This window comes from Actinomyces qiguomingii, from assembly GCF_004102025.1.
Classification (GTDB): domain Bacteria; phylum Actinomycetota; class Actinomycetes; order Actinomycetales; family Actinomycetaceae; genus Actinomyces; species Actinomyces qiguomingii.
Window position 1 is genome coordinate 3,092,228 of sequence record NZ_CP025228.1, and the last position, 12,716, is coordinate 3,104,943.

14 protein-coding genes and 1 pseudogene are annotated in these 12,716 nt (G+C 65.9%); 1 reads left to right on the forward strand and 14 read right to left on the reverse strand.

Annotated elements, in window-relative coordinates; genetic code table 11:
• The first annotated feature begins 5 nt into the window (after nucleotides 1–5).
• A complete protein-coding gene (locus CWT10_RS12995; RefSeq protein ID WP_103063252.1) occupies nucleotides 6–764 on the forward strand; it encodes an ROK family protein in 759 nt (252 codons plus the stop codon).
• Between the two features lie 159 nt (nucleotides 765–923).
• On the opposite strand, the pseudogene rplQ reads toward CWT10_RS12995, so the two are convergent.
• The 14 genes and pseudogenes from rplQ to rplO all read right to left on the reverse strand — a co-directional run.
• Nucleotides 924–1,445: pseudogene (gene rplQ, locus CWT10_RS13000) on the reverse strand (50S ribosomal protein L17); the annotation flags it as partial.
• Between the two features lie 30 nt (nucleotides 1,446–1,475).
• Nucleotides 1,476–2,477, reverse strand: coding sequence for a DNA-directed RNA polymerase subunit alpha (locus CWT10_RS13005; protein WP_103063254.1), 1,002 nt, complete (start codon nucleotides 2,475–2,477; stop codon nucleotides 1,476–1,478).
• Nucleotides 2,478–2,630: 153 nt separating this feature from the next.
• Complete coding sequence (gene rpsK / locus CWT10_RS13010; RefSeq protein ID WP_092532957.1) at nucleotides 2,631–3,032, reverse strand: 30S ribosomal protein S11; 402 nt, start codon at nucleotides 3,030–3,032, stop codon at nucleotides 2,631–2,633.
• Between the two features lie 58 nt (nucleotides 3,033–3,090).
• The gene (rpsM, locus tag CWT10_RS13015; RefSeq protein WP_103063255.1) at nucleotides 3,091–3,465 is read right to left on the reverse strand and encodes a 30S ribosomal protein S13; all 375 of its coding nucleotides are present in this window, start codon (nucleotides 3,463–3,465) and stop codon (nucleotides 3,091–3,093) included.
• A 158-nt stretch (nucleotides 3,466–3,623) separates the two neighbouring features.
• On the reverse strand, nucleotides 3,624–3,737 hold the full coding sequence (gene rpmJ / locus CWT10_RS13020) for a 50S ribosomal protein L36 (RefSeq protein WP_009748913.1): 114 nt from the start codon (nucleotides 3,735–3,737) through the stop codon (nucleotides 3,624–3,626).
• A 33-nt stretch (nucleotides 3,738–3,770) separates the two neighbouring features.
• Complete coding sequence (gene infA / locus CWT10_RS13025; protein WP_003781847.1) at nucleotides 3,771–3,992, reverse strand: translation initiation factor IF-1; 222 nt, start codon at nucleotides 3,990–3,992, stop codon at nucleotides 3,771–3,773.
• Between the two features lie 191 nt (nucleotides 3,993–4,183).
• Nucleotides 4,184–4,747, reverse strand: coding sequence for a signal peptidase I (locus CWT10_RS13030; protein ID WP_103063256.1), 564 nt, complete (start codon nucleotides 4,745–4,747; stop codon nucleotides 4,184–4,186).
• A gap of 37 nt (nucleotides 4,748–4,784) precedes the next feature.
• Nucleotides 4,785–5,402 (reverse strand): alternate-type signal peptide domain-containing protein, encoded by a 618-nt coding sequence (locus tag CWT10_RS13035; protein ID WP_103063257.1) that lies wholly within the window; start codon nucleotides 5,400–5,402, stop codon nucleotides 4,785–4,787.
• 74 nt (nucleotides 5,403–5,476) lie between these two features.
• On the reverse strand, nucleotides 5,477–8,128 hold the full coding sequence (locus CWT10_RS13040; RefSeq protein WP_103063258.1) for a sialidase family protein: 2,652 nt from the start codon (nucleotides 8,126–8,128) through the stop codon (nucleotides 5,477–5,479).
• A 274-nt stretch (nucleotides 8,129–8,402) separates the two neighbouring features.
• Nucleotides 8,403–9,284, reverse strand: coding sequence for a type I methionyl aminopeptidase (map, locus tag CWT10_RS13045; RefSeq protein WP_103063259.1), 882 nt, complete (start codon nucleotides 9,282–9,284; stop codon nucleotides 8,403–8,405).
• 24 nt (nucleotides 9,285–9,308) lie between these two features.
• The gene (locus CWT10_RS13050; protein ID WP_174721967.1) at nucleotides 9,309–9,893 is read right to left on the reverse strand and encodes an adenylate kinase; all 585 of its coding nucleotides are present in this window, start codon (nucleotides 9,891–9,893) and stop codon (nucleotides 9,309–9,311) included.
• Nucleotides 9,890–11,182 carry a preprotein translocase subunit SecY gene (gene secY / locus CWT10_RS13055; RefSeq protein WP_103063261.1) on the reverse strand — a complete coding sequence of 431 codons (1,293 nt, stop codon included), beginning with the start codon at nucleotides 11,180–11,182 and terminating at the stop codon, nucleotides 9,890–9,892. Before secY ends, CWT10_RS13050 begins: the two co-directional genes overlap by 4 nt.
• Complete coding sequence (locus CWT10_RS18035; protein WP_128683480.1) at nucleotides 11,140–12,042, reverse strand: transposase; 903 nt, start codon at nucleotides 12,040–12,042, stop codon at nucleotides 11,140–11,142. Before CWT10_RS18035 ends, secY begins: the two co-directional genes overlap by 43 nt.
• Nucleotides 12,043–12,244: 202 nt before the next feature.
• Nucleotides 12,245–12,715, reverse strand: coding sequence for a 50S ribosomal protein L15 (gene rplO / locus CWT10_RS13065; protein WP_103063263.1), 471 nt, complete (start codon nucleotides 12,713–12,715; stop codon nucleotides 12,245–12,247).
• Nucleotide 12,716: the final 1 nt, after the last annotated feature.

Genomic DNA, 12,716 nt, shown 5'->3' on the forward strand with positions numbered 1-12,716 from the left:
GGGGCGTGAGCACTACGACCACGCTCAGCGTCGACTGCGGCGGCGGCGGCATCAAGGCCTCCGTACTCGACGCCGACGGCGCCATCATCTCCCGCGCCCTGCGCACCCCCACCCCCTACCCGCTGCCGCCCGAGCTACTGGTGGACACCATCAAGGAACTGGCCGACCAGCTGCCGCCCGCCGACCGGGTGACCGTGGGCATGCCCGGCATGATCCGCCACGGGGTCGTGATCGCCACCCCCCACTACATCACCAGGGACGGCCCGCGCTCCCGGGTGCTGCCCGAGCTGGTTGAGGCCTGGGCGCGCTTCGACATGGGCGGGAACCTGGAGGCGGCCCTCGGCCGCCCCGTGCTGGTGCTCAACGACGCCGAGGTCGCCGGCGCCGGCGTCGTCACCGGTCACGGCCTGGAGATGATCGTGACCCTGGGAACGGGCCTGGGCAATGCCGTCTTCGACAACGGCGTGCTCGCGCCCCACGTGGAGGTCTCCCAGGGACCGGTGCGCTGGGGACTCACCTACGACGATTACATCGGCGAACACGAGCGGCTGCGCCTGGGCGACGCCCACTGGTCGCGGCGGGTGCGGCGCGTGGTTGAGGCGCTGCGTCCCATGTACATGTGGGACCGGCTCTACCTGGGCGGCGGCAACTCCCGCCGCATCACCGCCTTCCAGTTGAACAAGATCGGCGACGACGTCGTCGTCGTCCCCAATGAGGCGGGCATGACCGGCGGCGCCCGCTGCTGGGAGATGACCCGCCCCTAACCGCACTCCGCCCCTCCCCCGTGACGCGGCGGTGCCTGCCCGGCCCCGCCGCCGAGCTCGAAAACGGTGAGGGTCGGCCGCCCCGCGGCGACCGACCCTCACCTGATGCGCTGTTGTATGCAGCCCTACCGGGAACTCACCGGCGGCTCAGTCCTCGGCCTGCGTCTTCTCGGCCTCATCCTCGACCGGCGCCGCCTCCTCCGCAGACTCGGCAACGGGGGTGTCCTCGACCTCTGCGGCCGTCTCCTCAACCTCCGCCACGGCCTGCTCGGCCGCGCGCTTGGCGGTCCGCACGGCGTCGTCGACAACCTTCTTCTTGGCCACCGGCTCCAGCACCAGAGAGATCACCGCCATAGGGGCGTTGTCACCCCGGCGCGGAGCCGTCTTAATAATGCGGGTGTAACCGCCATCGCGGTCGGCCATCTGCGGGGCAATCTCATCGAAAAGACGGTAAACGGCGTACTTGTCCGTCACCTTCTTCATCACGGTGCGACGGGCGTGAAGGTCGCCGCGCTTACCCTTGGTGATGAGCTTCTCGACGTAGGGGCGCAGACGCCGAGCGCGCGCCTCCGTGGTCGTGATCGACTCGTGGACGATGAGCTGGGTAGCCAGGTTGGCCAGCATGTGGCGCTGGTGCTGGGGGGATCCGCCCAGCCGGGGACCCTTGGTGGGGCGAGGCATGTTGTCTCCTAGTGGAATGGCGAGCCGGCGTCAGGCCTGCTGCTCGTCGCTGAAGGTGGGGTTGGTGTAATCGCCCTCCGGGGCGTAGTCGACCGGGGACCCCTTGAGGGACAGCCCGAGCTCGGCCAGCTTGTCCTTGATCTCGGAGATCGACTTGGCACCGAAGTTGCGGATGTCGAGGAGGTCGGCCTCGCTACGCGCGACGAGCTCACCGACGGTGTGGATGCCCTCGCGCTTGAGGGCGTTGGATGAGCGGGCCTGCAGGTCCAGCTCGTCGATCATCATGGCCAGGTCCTGCTGCAGGGCCTGATCCATCGGTGAGGGGCCGACCTCAATGCCCTCGGCCTCCACGTTGAGCTCCCGGGCCAGCCCGAACAGCTCAACCAACGTCTTTCCGGCTGAGGCCAGCGCATCACGAGGGGTCATGGAGACCTTGGTCTCCACGTCAACCACCAGGCGATCGAAGTCGGTGCGCTGCTCCACACGGGTCGCCTCTACCGCGTAAGAGACCTTCTTGACCGGCGAGTAAATCGAGTCAACCGGAATGCGAGAGATCTCGGCATTAGGATCCTTGTTCTGGTTGGCCGACACGTAGCCGCGGCCGCGCTCAACCGTAAGCTCGATCTCCAGCTTGCCCTTCTCATTCAGGGTGGCGATCACCAGGTCGGGGTTGTGGATCTCTACGCCCGCCGGCGGGGTGATGTCGCCGGCGACGACGACGCCCGGTCCCGACTTGCGCAGGTACATCACCACCGGCTCGTCATTCTCAGACGATAGGACAATCTCCTTGATGTTCAGGATGATCTGGGCGACGTCCTCCTTGACTCCGGCGATGGTGCGGAACTCATGGGGCACGCCCTCAATGCGCACAGAAGTCACCGCCGCGCCCGGAATCGAGGACAGCAGTGTGCGGCGCAGTGAGTTTCCGAGCGTGTAGCCGAAGCCGGGCTCCAGGGGCTCCAGGATGAACCGCGAGCGGCGGTCCTCCTCGATGACCTCCTCGGAGAGTGTGGGTCGCTGTGCAATGAGCACTGGGGTTCCTTTCGTCGCGGCGCCCGCTATATGACGCCGTTACTCATGGTGTTGGCCATCGGCGCACGCCGAGGCCCGGTCCGCCGCTCAGGGGCGGAGCCAATGGCCGGCCCCGCCTGCCGCGGGCGCGGAGGCGAGGCATCGATAGTGGTTTCAGACGCGGCGCCGCTTCGGCGGGCGGCAGCCGTTGTGTGCCTGGGGGGTGACGTCGGTGATGGAGCCGACCTCGAGTCCGGCGGCCTGGAGCGAGCGGATCGCCGTCTCCCGACCGGAGCCGGGCCCCTTGACGAACACGTCGACCTTCTTCATGCCGTGGTCCTGAGCACGCCGGGCGGCGGCCTCGGCGGCAAGCTGGGCGGCATACGGCGTCGACTTGCGTGAGCCCTTGAAACCGACCTGGCCGGAGGAGGCCCAGGCGATGACCGATCCGGCCGGATCCGTCAGGGAAACGATGGTGTTGTTGAAGGTGGACTTGATGTAGGCGTGACCGTGCGTGACGTTCTTACGGTCCTTGCGGCGCGGCTTACGCGCAGTGGAACGAGTCTTAGGGGGCATGCTTCCTTCTTCGGATCAGATCTATTCCCCGGGCCTTCCCCGCCCGGATGACGGCTGGTTACTTGGCCTTCTTCTTACCGGCCACGGTGCGCTTGGGGCCCTTGCGGGTACGGGCGTTGGTCTTGGTGCGCTGACCGCGGACCGGCAGGTGCCTGCGGTGGCGCAGCCCCTGGTAGCAGCCGATCTCGATCTTGCGGCGGATATCCGCCTGGACCTCACGACGCAGGTCGCCCTCAACCTGGTAGCTGGAGTCGATGTGGTTGCGCAGGGCGACCAGCTCGTCCTCAGTCAGGTCCTTCACGCGGGTGTCCGGACTCACCCCCGTGGCCTCAAGGGTCTTGAGGGCGCGGGTGCGTCCGATTCCGTAGATGTAGGTCAGCGCGACCTCGACTCGCTTCTCGCGAGGCAGGTCGACGCCGGAAATGCGTGCCACTGTGTGGTTCTCCTATGTGTTCCCGGAGGTCGTCACCCATCCCCTCCACCGCCTACCGGTGGCCCCGGCCTCCAGGAACCGGGGGTGGTGGCGCGCAGCGCCACTGGGGTGAGTGCTGGATTGTTCGCCGCCGATACAGGACCGACGGCCCGCGGCAGTCAGCCCTGACGCTGCTTGTGCCGCGGGTTGTCACAGATGACCATGACACGGCCGTGACGACGAATCACCTTGCAGTTGTCACAGATCTTCTTGACGCTCGGCTTGACCTTCATGATGTTCCTCCGTCCCCCCACCGGGGAGGACTGTCACTTGTACCGGTAGACGATGCGGCCCCGGGACAGGTCGTAGGGGCTGAGCTCAACAACCACGCGGTCCTCCGGCAGGATGCGGATGTAGTGCTGCCGCATCTTGCCCGAGATGTGCGCGAGCACGACGTGCCCGTTGCTCAACTCAACCCGGAACATCGCGTTCGGAAGGGCCTCGACGACCGATCCCTCGACCTCGATGACGCCGTCCTTCTTAGCCATGTTCCTCCATCGGTGCTTTCTCGCTGGAAACTCCTCCCGGCGACGACGCCGCCGGCATGACACACCTGGCGGCCGCCCCACCATGCTGTTGCCAGTTTTGCGGTGGACATGACAGCGGGGCGCCACGCCTCAGGCGCGCCGACTGCCAACGATACGGCAAATCCGTCGTATCTGACCACCGCAGAGGGGCATTATCGGGCGGTGTTTCCCGACACACTGGACGGGGCACCCCCGGCGCGTCGCTTGCGCCGCTCCCATATGGCTGCCGCCAACTGCGACACAGCGTACAACGCCAGTCCAGTGACGAGTACCATCCTGCCGACTCTTTTGCCGTCGGGAGAAAGCACGGCCAATACCCGCCCCAGCACCGGCACATGGTACCGCCGCAGCCCCCGAATCTGCTCCGGCCGCACCGGCTCGGGGTCGGGCCTGGAGTTTGCGTCACCCTGGAATGAATAGGTCACACTGCCGTCGGCGCCAGCAGCCATCCCGACCACCCGATGGGTTACCAACACGTCGCTGTCCGCCGTGGGCAGGTAGGCGGCCACGTCGCCGATCTCCAGATGCGCCGCTCGCTCCCGGTTGAGCGACTCGACCACCAACAGGCTGCCCGGCGGCATGCCGGGCGACATCGACGCGGTCAGCACCACCAGCGGCACCCAACCGGTAATGGCGGGGACCAGGGCCAGGAGCATCACCCCGACCACCACCGCCGTGGCGGCGAGCGTTTCAGTGACTCTCGCCGCCACGGTCACCGACCCACGCAGCGCTGATGGGCCGCACCGCGCGTGTTTAGGGACGTGCGTTCTGCTCGAGGACAAGCTTGTATCCGTCGAGGCTGATGGTTCGCCCCTGGGCCTGCGGTGCGGCCTGCCAGCCCTCGCCGTGAATGCCGGCGGAGTTGCCCAGATTCTTCTCCGGTAGCGCAGAGGTGGTGTCGTCAGCGCCGATCGGATAGGTGATGGTGGTCTTGACCGTGCAAATCTTGCCGTTGTCCGCCTCGGTGAGCAGGCTGAGATTCGCCCCCTCACACTCGGCACTCTCCACCTGGGCCACGATGTCGTCGCCGAGCTCCTTGGCGTCTGGAGGCAGGACGGCGAAAGAGGCCCGCAGGTTCTTGCCCACCAGACTCACTTTCACCTGGGTGGTGTAGCTGACCACATCGCCGGGGACCACACGATCGGTCACCGGGTCGAACGGAACGGACGGGTCCGCGTCGGAGTCCTCGTCGGCCCGGTTGATCAGCCAGGAGTCCGAGCCAGCGACGGGACTGAGAGACAGACTCCCGGTGGTGATCCTGCCTGGATCAATCGCACGCTCGTCGTACCAGCGGGCGAAGGTGGCTCCGGAGCCGGTTACGAGCACAGCGGCGACACCAATGGCCACCAGAGCACGAGTGGGACGAGACATGGAAAACCTCCTGTAGTGGTTGTGATTGACAATGAGAGATATGGGTTGTTTCAAGCCCCCGAGACGACGACGTGTCAGGCCCTGGGGCGCAGTACGTCCTTGCCGTTCTCGCGGATCACCTCGAGTTCGCCCCTGTCCACCCTCTGCGACTGCATGGCGGTGGTCAGCGGATCGACTTGCAGCAATGCCGTGGTCCCGCGTACGAGCGCGAGGCTGTCCCGGCCGTCGCCATTCCAGTCACCCACGTACACCCGGTCCGAGGCCCGGCCAAGCACCAGCACGGTTAGGGGTCGGGCATCAGGAGTGTTATTCGCATACAGGATGACGCGGGTACCCACCCGCACGCCGTAAGTGGCGTGACCGTCACCGTCCCAGTCGCCCCAAAGCACGCTGCCATTGCCCGAGGCGGCAACTTGATCCACATAGGCCGGGCGGGCGGCTGCGGTGACCGTCACCACGCCGGAAGTGCTCGCCAGCGTCGCACCGTCGTCTCCACGCAGCTCAACGGTGAGCGTATGCTCACCCAATGCGGCGTCACGGGGCAGCGCCAGCTCGATGGCGGCATCGGCGCCGGACTCAAGCTTCATCTCCGAGGCACTCCATCCGGCCGGCAGACCGACCGCGACCAGCGTGCCACTGACTGCAGCTGCCACGGCGTCGGTTGCGGTGACCGAGACCCGAACGCTGCGCGTGCCGGTCTCAACGGTTGCGGGTGCGGCACTGATCGACGGGCATCGGGATCCGATCCAGCTCAACGGCAGGCTGCGGTAATAGATGCCCCTGCCATTGTCCTCACTGACCAGTCCGAGGCGCCCGTCCTGCTGGACGGCGATCGTCGAGTACCCGGTGTTGCCCGCCTGGAAGATGCGCTGGTTGGCCGGCAGCCAGGTATTCCCGTCGTCGCAGGACACCGAGATGGTGCCCCGGTCACGCGCACTCCATGAGTTGGTGCCCGGATAGCCCGGCGCATTGGTGAACAGCAGCACCTTCGCTCGCGGATCGTCGCCGGCGGCGTTGGGGAAGGCACGGATGAGCTGGGCGTTGTTACGCGAGTCCGGCAGATCCTGAGCGATTCGTTCGCCGGTCCAGGTGTGTCCGCCGTCGGGGGAGGTGGCGACGATGCGCCGTCCGGAGGAGTCACGGTCACGGGAATTGAGCATGAGCGAGCCGTCGGACAGCTCCACTACCTTGTTCTCATCCATATGGGTGCCGATGCCCTGACCGCGCTGCCACGTAACACCGTGGTCATCGGAGTACACGGAGAAGGCGATCTGGGGCCCGCCACGATAAGGAGCCTCGGTGAACTGCTGCACCAGCCTGCCGGCGTAGGCGCCGTGCTGAATCTGTATGCCCTGCCCTGAGGCCGCGAAGCGCCAGACGCTGGAACGGTCCGGGTTGACCACTTCCGTAATGACCCGGTGTGTCCAGGTGTAGCCGTTGTCGGTGGACGCGGAGACCTCCGCATGTACCACGTCGCGGTTATCGGGGTTGTTGTCACGCGACGAGGCGTTAGGTAGGCCTGCCCGAAAACTCTTGACATGGAAGTTGAAGATCGTGCCAGTTTGTTGGTCCACCACATACGACGGGTCCGAGTAGCCCTCAATCAGTGACGTGTCCGAGGTGGGATTGCCCCGGTGGATATAGGTCGGCGGCCCCCAGGTCTTCCCGCCATCGGTGGAACGGCGCTGGACGATCGAGTTGGGATTGGGCGAGTCGCCACCACTGGCCATCCAGTTTCCCGTGGGACGCTCATCGTAGGAGACCAACAGATCACCGTTCGGTGCGGTCGCGATGGCCGGAATCCGGTAGTTGACCCCGTTTCGACTCTCCGCCAAGGCCACCGGGTCGGTTATGTCGCCCTCTAGGCCCGGATCGGCGTCGGCAGCGGGTGCGGGTCCGGCCTGCGGGTAATCGCCAATGACACTCAGCGACGGAGCCGATGCGGTCTCCCGGTGCACCTCATTGCCCTCGGTATCGACAGCGGCAATGGTCACGGTCGGCTGCCAGCTCTGGTTGAGGGCATCGGCATCGGTGATCGTGTGCTTGAGGGGTCCGCAGCTGACGGTTCCTGCTTGGTCGGACTCGCATTGCCCGACGGCGTCGAAGGCGGAGTCGACCACCACGTAGCTGTGCTGCTGGGAGACGCCCGCGAGCGTCGCCGTATAGAGCACCTCATCCCCGGCACGGAAGACGGCGTCGGTGCTTCCCTGAGCGTTTAGGGAGTCGATCCAGAAGTGCGAGGCGCGTACGGATACGGGTTCCCCGCTGATCATTCCAGTGGTGGCGATTGTGTCTCCGACATAACCGGCCTGCTGCGTCTTCAGTGTCACGCTCGGCGTGAAGGAACCTGTCAGGACGTCTTCCTTGGTCACCACATGCGTGATGAAACGGTTCGCTGCTGTGGACTTGCAGTCCGTCTTGGTGGCCCCGGGATCGATGGAACGCCACTTGCAGCCGGCGTAGTTGGTGAGGTTGGAGTCCGTGACGGTCACGGAGCGCGTTTGCGTGGACCTATTGGTCACCTTCAGCTGGAAGCCGATCGTCTCTCCAATGTCATAGACGTCTTTTGGGCCGTCGTCGGGATCGAGCACGATCTCCACATCTAGCTCAGCAGCATCGACTATCACGGCGGCGGCCGGCACGGCAGTTGCCAGACCGGCGACGGCGAGCGCACCAGATGCGAGCAGCACCCCCAGCCGGCGAACAGAGAACCGCTTTGGTCTCATGGGATTCCTCTCGGTAGGGCATCATTGCCACGGGATACATCAGACGTGCGATGTCTGATGTCTAGCTCAGTGTAGCGAAACCCCGCTGGTCAGACAAATCACAAGAAGTCGGCGTCGACCGTTCAGCCGGACCGCGCTGATGCGGTACGTATCGCGAGCGGCATCACCCGCCATGTCGACCGACCTCCGCAGTAACGTCGACCGACCTCGGCAGTAACATCTACCGACCTCGGCAGTAACGTCGACCGACCTCGGCAGTGGGGGCGGGGATAGGTCAGTCGAGGGGGCGGGGCTGCAGGCCGTAGGGGGCCAAGCCCTCCACTCCCCCGTCAGGGTCGGTGAGCACCCACACTCCCCCGGGAACAAGCGCAACCGTGTGCTCCCACTGCGCCGCGCGGGCGCCATCCCGCGTGACCACGGTCCAGCCGTCGTCAAGCTCGTCCACCTCCGCTGAGCCCAAGGTCAGCATCGGCTCAATGGCTAGCACCATGCCGGGCCGTAGCCTGGGGCCCTTGCGCTTGACCGAGTAGTTGAGCACATCCGGGGCCATGTGCATGGCGGTGCCGATCCCGTGACCCACGTAGTCCTCCAGGATCCCCAGGCGCACGCCCTCCTGCTCGATCGTCGCCGCGACTGCGGCCTCAACAGCGTCACCCACAACATTCAGCCTTCCGGCCCGCCCGCCGGCGTCGCCGGCGACGCCGCGGGCGAGAGCGGCGATGGCATCCCACAGTGCCCGTCGGGTGGTGGTATCCAGCACCCGGTCGGCATCGGTGGCATAGCTGCCGCCGACAACCGTGGTGAAGGCAGCGTCACCGTGCCACTGGACGCCGTCGTCGTCGGAGATGTAGGCACCGCAGTCGAAGGTGACCAGGTCGCCGGCCCGGAGCACCCGCTGGCCGGGGATTCCGTGGACCACCTCATCGTTGACGGAGATGCACACGGTTGCCGGGTAGTCGTGGTAGCCCAGGAAGTTGGAGCGCGCTCCGGCGCGGGCAATGACGTCGGCGGAAACCGCGTCCAGTTCTCCTGTGGTGATGCCGGGGCGCACCGCCTCCCGCAGGGCAGCATGGATATCCGCGACCACGAGACCGGCTCGGCGCATGTGCCTTACCTGGTCGGGGCTCTTAAGCTGAATGCGTTCACGCGTCAGCATTTTGATCCGCCCGCATTACCCCGCTCAGGCGGTTACGCCGCGGGCAGCCAACGCCGTCATGATGCGGTCGGTGACCTGATCCAGCTCACCCACACCGTCCACACGCACCAGCAGGCCCCGCCGCTCGTACACAGCCGCCAGGGGCTCGGTCTGCTCGGCGTACACCTCCAGCCGTCGCCGAATCACCGGCTCGGTGTCGTCGGCGCGCCCCTGCTCGGCGGCGCGCCCCAGCAGGCGCTGCACCACCACCTCGGCGTCGGCGGTGATCTCCAGGACCACATCCAGGGCGAGCTCAGCTGCGGCGAGCATGGTGTCGAGCTCGTGGACCTGCGCCTCGGTGCGAGGGTAACCGTCCAGTAGGAAGCCATCGGCGGCGTCGTCGGCGGATAGACGGTCGGCGACCATGGCGTTGGTGACCGAGTCCGGCACGTACTCTCCGGCGTCCATGTACTGCTTGGCCTGTCGGCCCAGCTCGGTGCCGCCGGCCACATTGGCACGGAAGATGTCGCCGGTGGAGATGGCGGGGATGCCCAGCCGCTCGCAGATGCGGGCGGCCTGGGTACCCTTGCCGGCCCCGGGCGGGCCGAGGATGACCATGCGTGCGCTCATGCTAGGAACCCTTCGTAGTGCCGCTGCTGCAGCTGGGAGTTGATTTCCTTGACCGTCTGCAAACCGACCCCCACCATGATCAGGATGGTCGTACCGCCGAACGGCAGATTCTGGGACAGCCCCAGCTGCATCACAGCCAGCGTCGGCAACAGCGCGAGGATCAGCAGGTAGACGGCTCCGGCCGCGGTGATCCGGTTGATGACATAGCTGAGGTAGCGCACGGTCGGCTCTCCGGCCCGGATGCCCGGGATGAAGCCGCCGTACCGCTTCATGTTATCGGCGATCTCCTCGGAATTGAAGGTGATGGCCGTGTAGAAGAAGGTGAAAGCGAAGACCAGTGCACCATAAGCCACCAGATAGATCGTGTCGGTCTGCCGCAGGTTCGTAGCGATCCACTGCACCCAGGAGCTGGTGGGGCTGCCGAACTGCGCCACCAACTGCGGCATGGCCAGCAGTGAGGAAGCAAAAATCACCGGGATGACGCCCGCGGTGTTGATCTTGATAGGGATATAGGTGGTCGACCCGCCGTACTGACGCCGCCCAACCATGCGCTTGGCGTACTGGACGGGAATGCGTCGCGTGGCCTGCTCAACGAAAACCACCGCCAGCGTAGCCACCAGGATGACGGCCACCACCGCCAGGAAGCGAGACGGACCGCCGGAGCCACCCAGAATGGAGAAGAGGTTCTGCGGCATGCCGGCAACAATCGAGGTGAAGATCAGCAGCGACATGCCGTTGCCGATGCCGTGCTCGGTGATTAGCTCTCCGAGCCACATGATCAGGCCGGTGCCGGCGGTCATGGTCACGATCATCAACGCCAGATTCAACGGCGAGTCGTCGGGGATCACCGGCACCGAGCAACCGGTGAACAGGTTGCCGTTGGCGGCAGTGGCCACGATCGTGGCCGACTGCAGCACGCCCAGCCCGATGGTCAGGTAGCGGGTGTACTCGGTCAGCTTGGCGGTGCCCGATTGGCCCTCCTTGTGCAGCTCCTCGAAACGCGGGATCACCACGCGTAGCAGCTGGATGATGATGGAGGCTGTGATGTAGGGCATGATGCCCAACGCGAAAACGCTCAGCTGCAGTAGGGCGCCGCCGGAGAAGACGTTGATCAACCCGAGCAGGCCCTCATCCTGGCTCTCCCCCACACAGATCTGCACGTTGGCCAGATGCACACCGGGAGTGGGCAGCACCGAGCCGATCCGGAACAACGCCATAATTCCCAGGGTGAACAGGAGTTTTCTCCTCAAATCCGGCGTCTTGAACGCCTGGATGAACGCACTGAACACTCGGTCTCCTGATGGACGGCTGGTTGTGGATGTGGGGCATCGCGTCTGTCCACACCTGTGACGCATAGACAGACGCCCGGGCGGTACCCGCGGGAGAACCGCAGAGTGCAGCCCTGGGTCACACTACCCCTCTCGGCCGCACACGCCACGCCCGTACGTCGCTGCGAAACGGGGTATCGGTCACGCCGCCCTGCCCCGGCCCCGCCAAACCGGCTCTTCAGGTTCGAGGGTGTAGCAGCTGGTTGCGGAAGCCTCCGACGTGGATGAGGCCGCGGGTGATGCAATTGGTCAGGTTCGGCAAGCCCAGGGCGATGCCGCGTCAAGGTTCCAGGCGGTGCGTTGACCGCTTCGGTGGGCCCGTTGAAGATGCCGGGATGGTCGAAGTAGGCGAGTATGTCCTTGCGCCGCTGGTTCAGCGTCTGGCCCGCCGACTTCAGCTCTTCGAGGGTGTCAGGCAAACCGGTCTCGAGGGTCTTGAGGCCTTGTCCTTCTGGGTCTTGCCTTCGGTGAGGTTGTTGGCCCGATAGGCGGCCACGGATGGACCACCTGCCTGCGGTTGGACCACCTGCCTGCGGATGGACCACCTGAAACGCACTCTCAGACGGTCCAACGGCAGAAACCCGGTCCAAGTACGAGGCCGGCAGCCGACCGGACCCATACCCACACCACCCCCAACAACCACAGAAACCAACCCGGTCCACCTGAACGATGGGACGGGCCCGCAAACACACACCCACACGAACCAAGCCCTCAAACCCGAAGCGCCGCCGAACTCCGGTACGGCAACCGCGCACACCTAGAAGTTCCCGCCACACGCACGCGTTGTGAAGCCAGGCGATCTCCAGACACGGAAACTCCATAACGCGTGCGTCGGGGCCGAACCCATACGTCGGAGCCGGAGGCGTACGCGCGGGGCGTCAATAAGGGCGGCGGAATAACGGCTCCGGCCGGGCTGGGAAAATCCCTGCCCGGCCGGAGCCGTCGTATTCGTCATGCTGCGCGCCGACTATCGGATGCGACGCCTGTAGAGCTTCAGCCCCGACCGCCGCATCCGACCGGCACTCAGCGGCCCGCCAGCGTTCCGCCCGCGGCCTCGACCTTCTCCTTTGCGGAGTTCGACCAGGCGTCGACGGTGAGGTCAAGTTTGACCGTCACCTCGCCGCCGCCCAGCACCTTCACGAGCCGGCCCTTGCGCACCGCGCCCTTGGCGACCAGATCCTCAACGGTGACGGTGCCGCCGGCCGGGAACAGCTCAGCGATACGTCCCACGTTGACGGGCTGGTACTCCACCCGGTTCGGGTTGCGGAAGCCGCGCAGCTTGGGAAGCCGCATGTGCAGGGGCATCTGCCCGCCCTCGAAACCGGGACGCACCCGGTTGCGGGCCTTGGTGCCCTTGGTTCCGCGACCGGCGGTCTTGCCCTTGGAGGCCTCACCACGACCCACGCGGGTCTTGGCCTTCTTCGCCCCCGGTGCGGGGCGGAGGTCGTGCAGCCGGATGACCCGGCCCTCCTCCTGCTTGTTCGTGTCAGCCATC

Excerpts from the sequence above, each read along its gene's own strand:
- rpsK (WP_092532957.1), bottom strand. The coding sequence starts at position 3,032 with ATGCCCCCTAAGACTCGTTCCACTGCGCGTAAGCCGCGCCGCAAGGAC.
- rpmJ (WP_009748913.1), bottom strand. The coding sequence starts at position 3,737 with ATGAAGGTCAAGCCGAGCGTCAAGAAGATCTGTGACAACTGCAAGGTG.
- infA (WP_003781847.1), bottom strand. The coding sequence starts at position 3,992 with ATGGCTAAGAAGGACGGCGTCATCGAGGTCGAGGGATCGGTCGTCGAG.
- CWT10_RS13035 (WP_103063257.1), bottom strand. The coding sequence starts at position 5,402 with ATGTCTCGTCCCACTCGTGCTCTGGTGGCCATTGGTGTCGCCGCTGTG.
- CWT10_RS13040 (WP_103063258.1), bottom strand. The coding sequence starts at position 8,128 with ATGAGACCAAAGCGGTTCTCTGTTCGCCGGCTGGGGGTGCTGCTCGCA.
- map (WP_103063259.1), bottom strand. The coding sequence starts at position 9,284 with ATGCTGACGCGTGAACGCATTCAGCTTAAGAGCCCCGACCAGGTAAGG.
- CWT10_RS13050 (WP_174721967.1), bottom strand. The coding sequence starts at position 9,893 with ATGAGCGCACGCATGGTCATCCTCGGCCCGCCCGGGGCCGGCAAGGGT.
- CWT10_RS18035 (WP_128683480.1), bottom strand. The coding sequence starts at position 12,042 with ATGGAGTTTCCGTGTCTGGAGATCGCCTGGCTTCACAACGCGTGCGTG.
- rplO (WP_103063263.1), bottom strand. The coding sequence starts at position 12,715 with ATGGCTGACACGAACAAGCAGGAGGAGGGCCGGGTCATCCGGCTGCAC.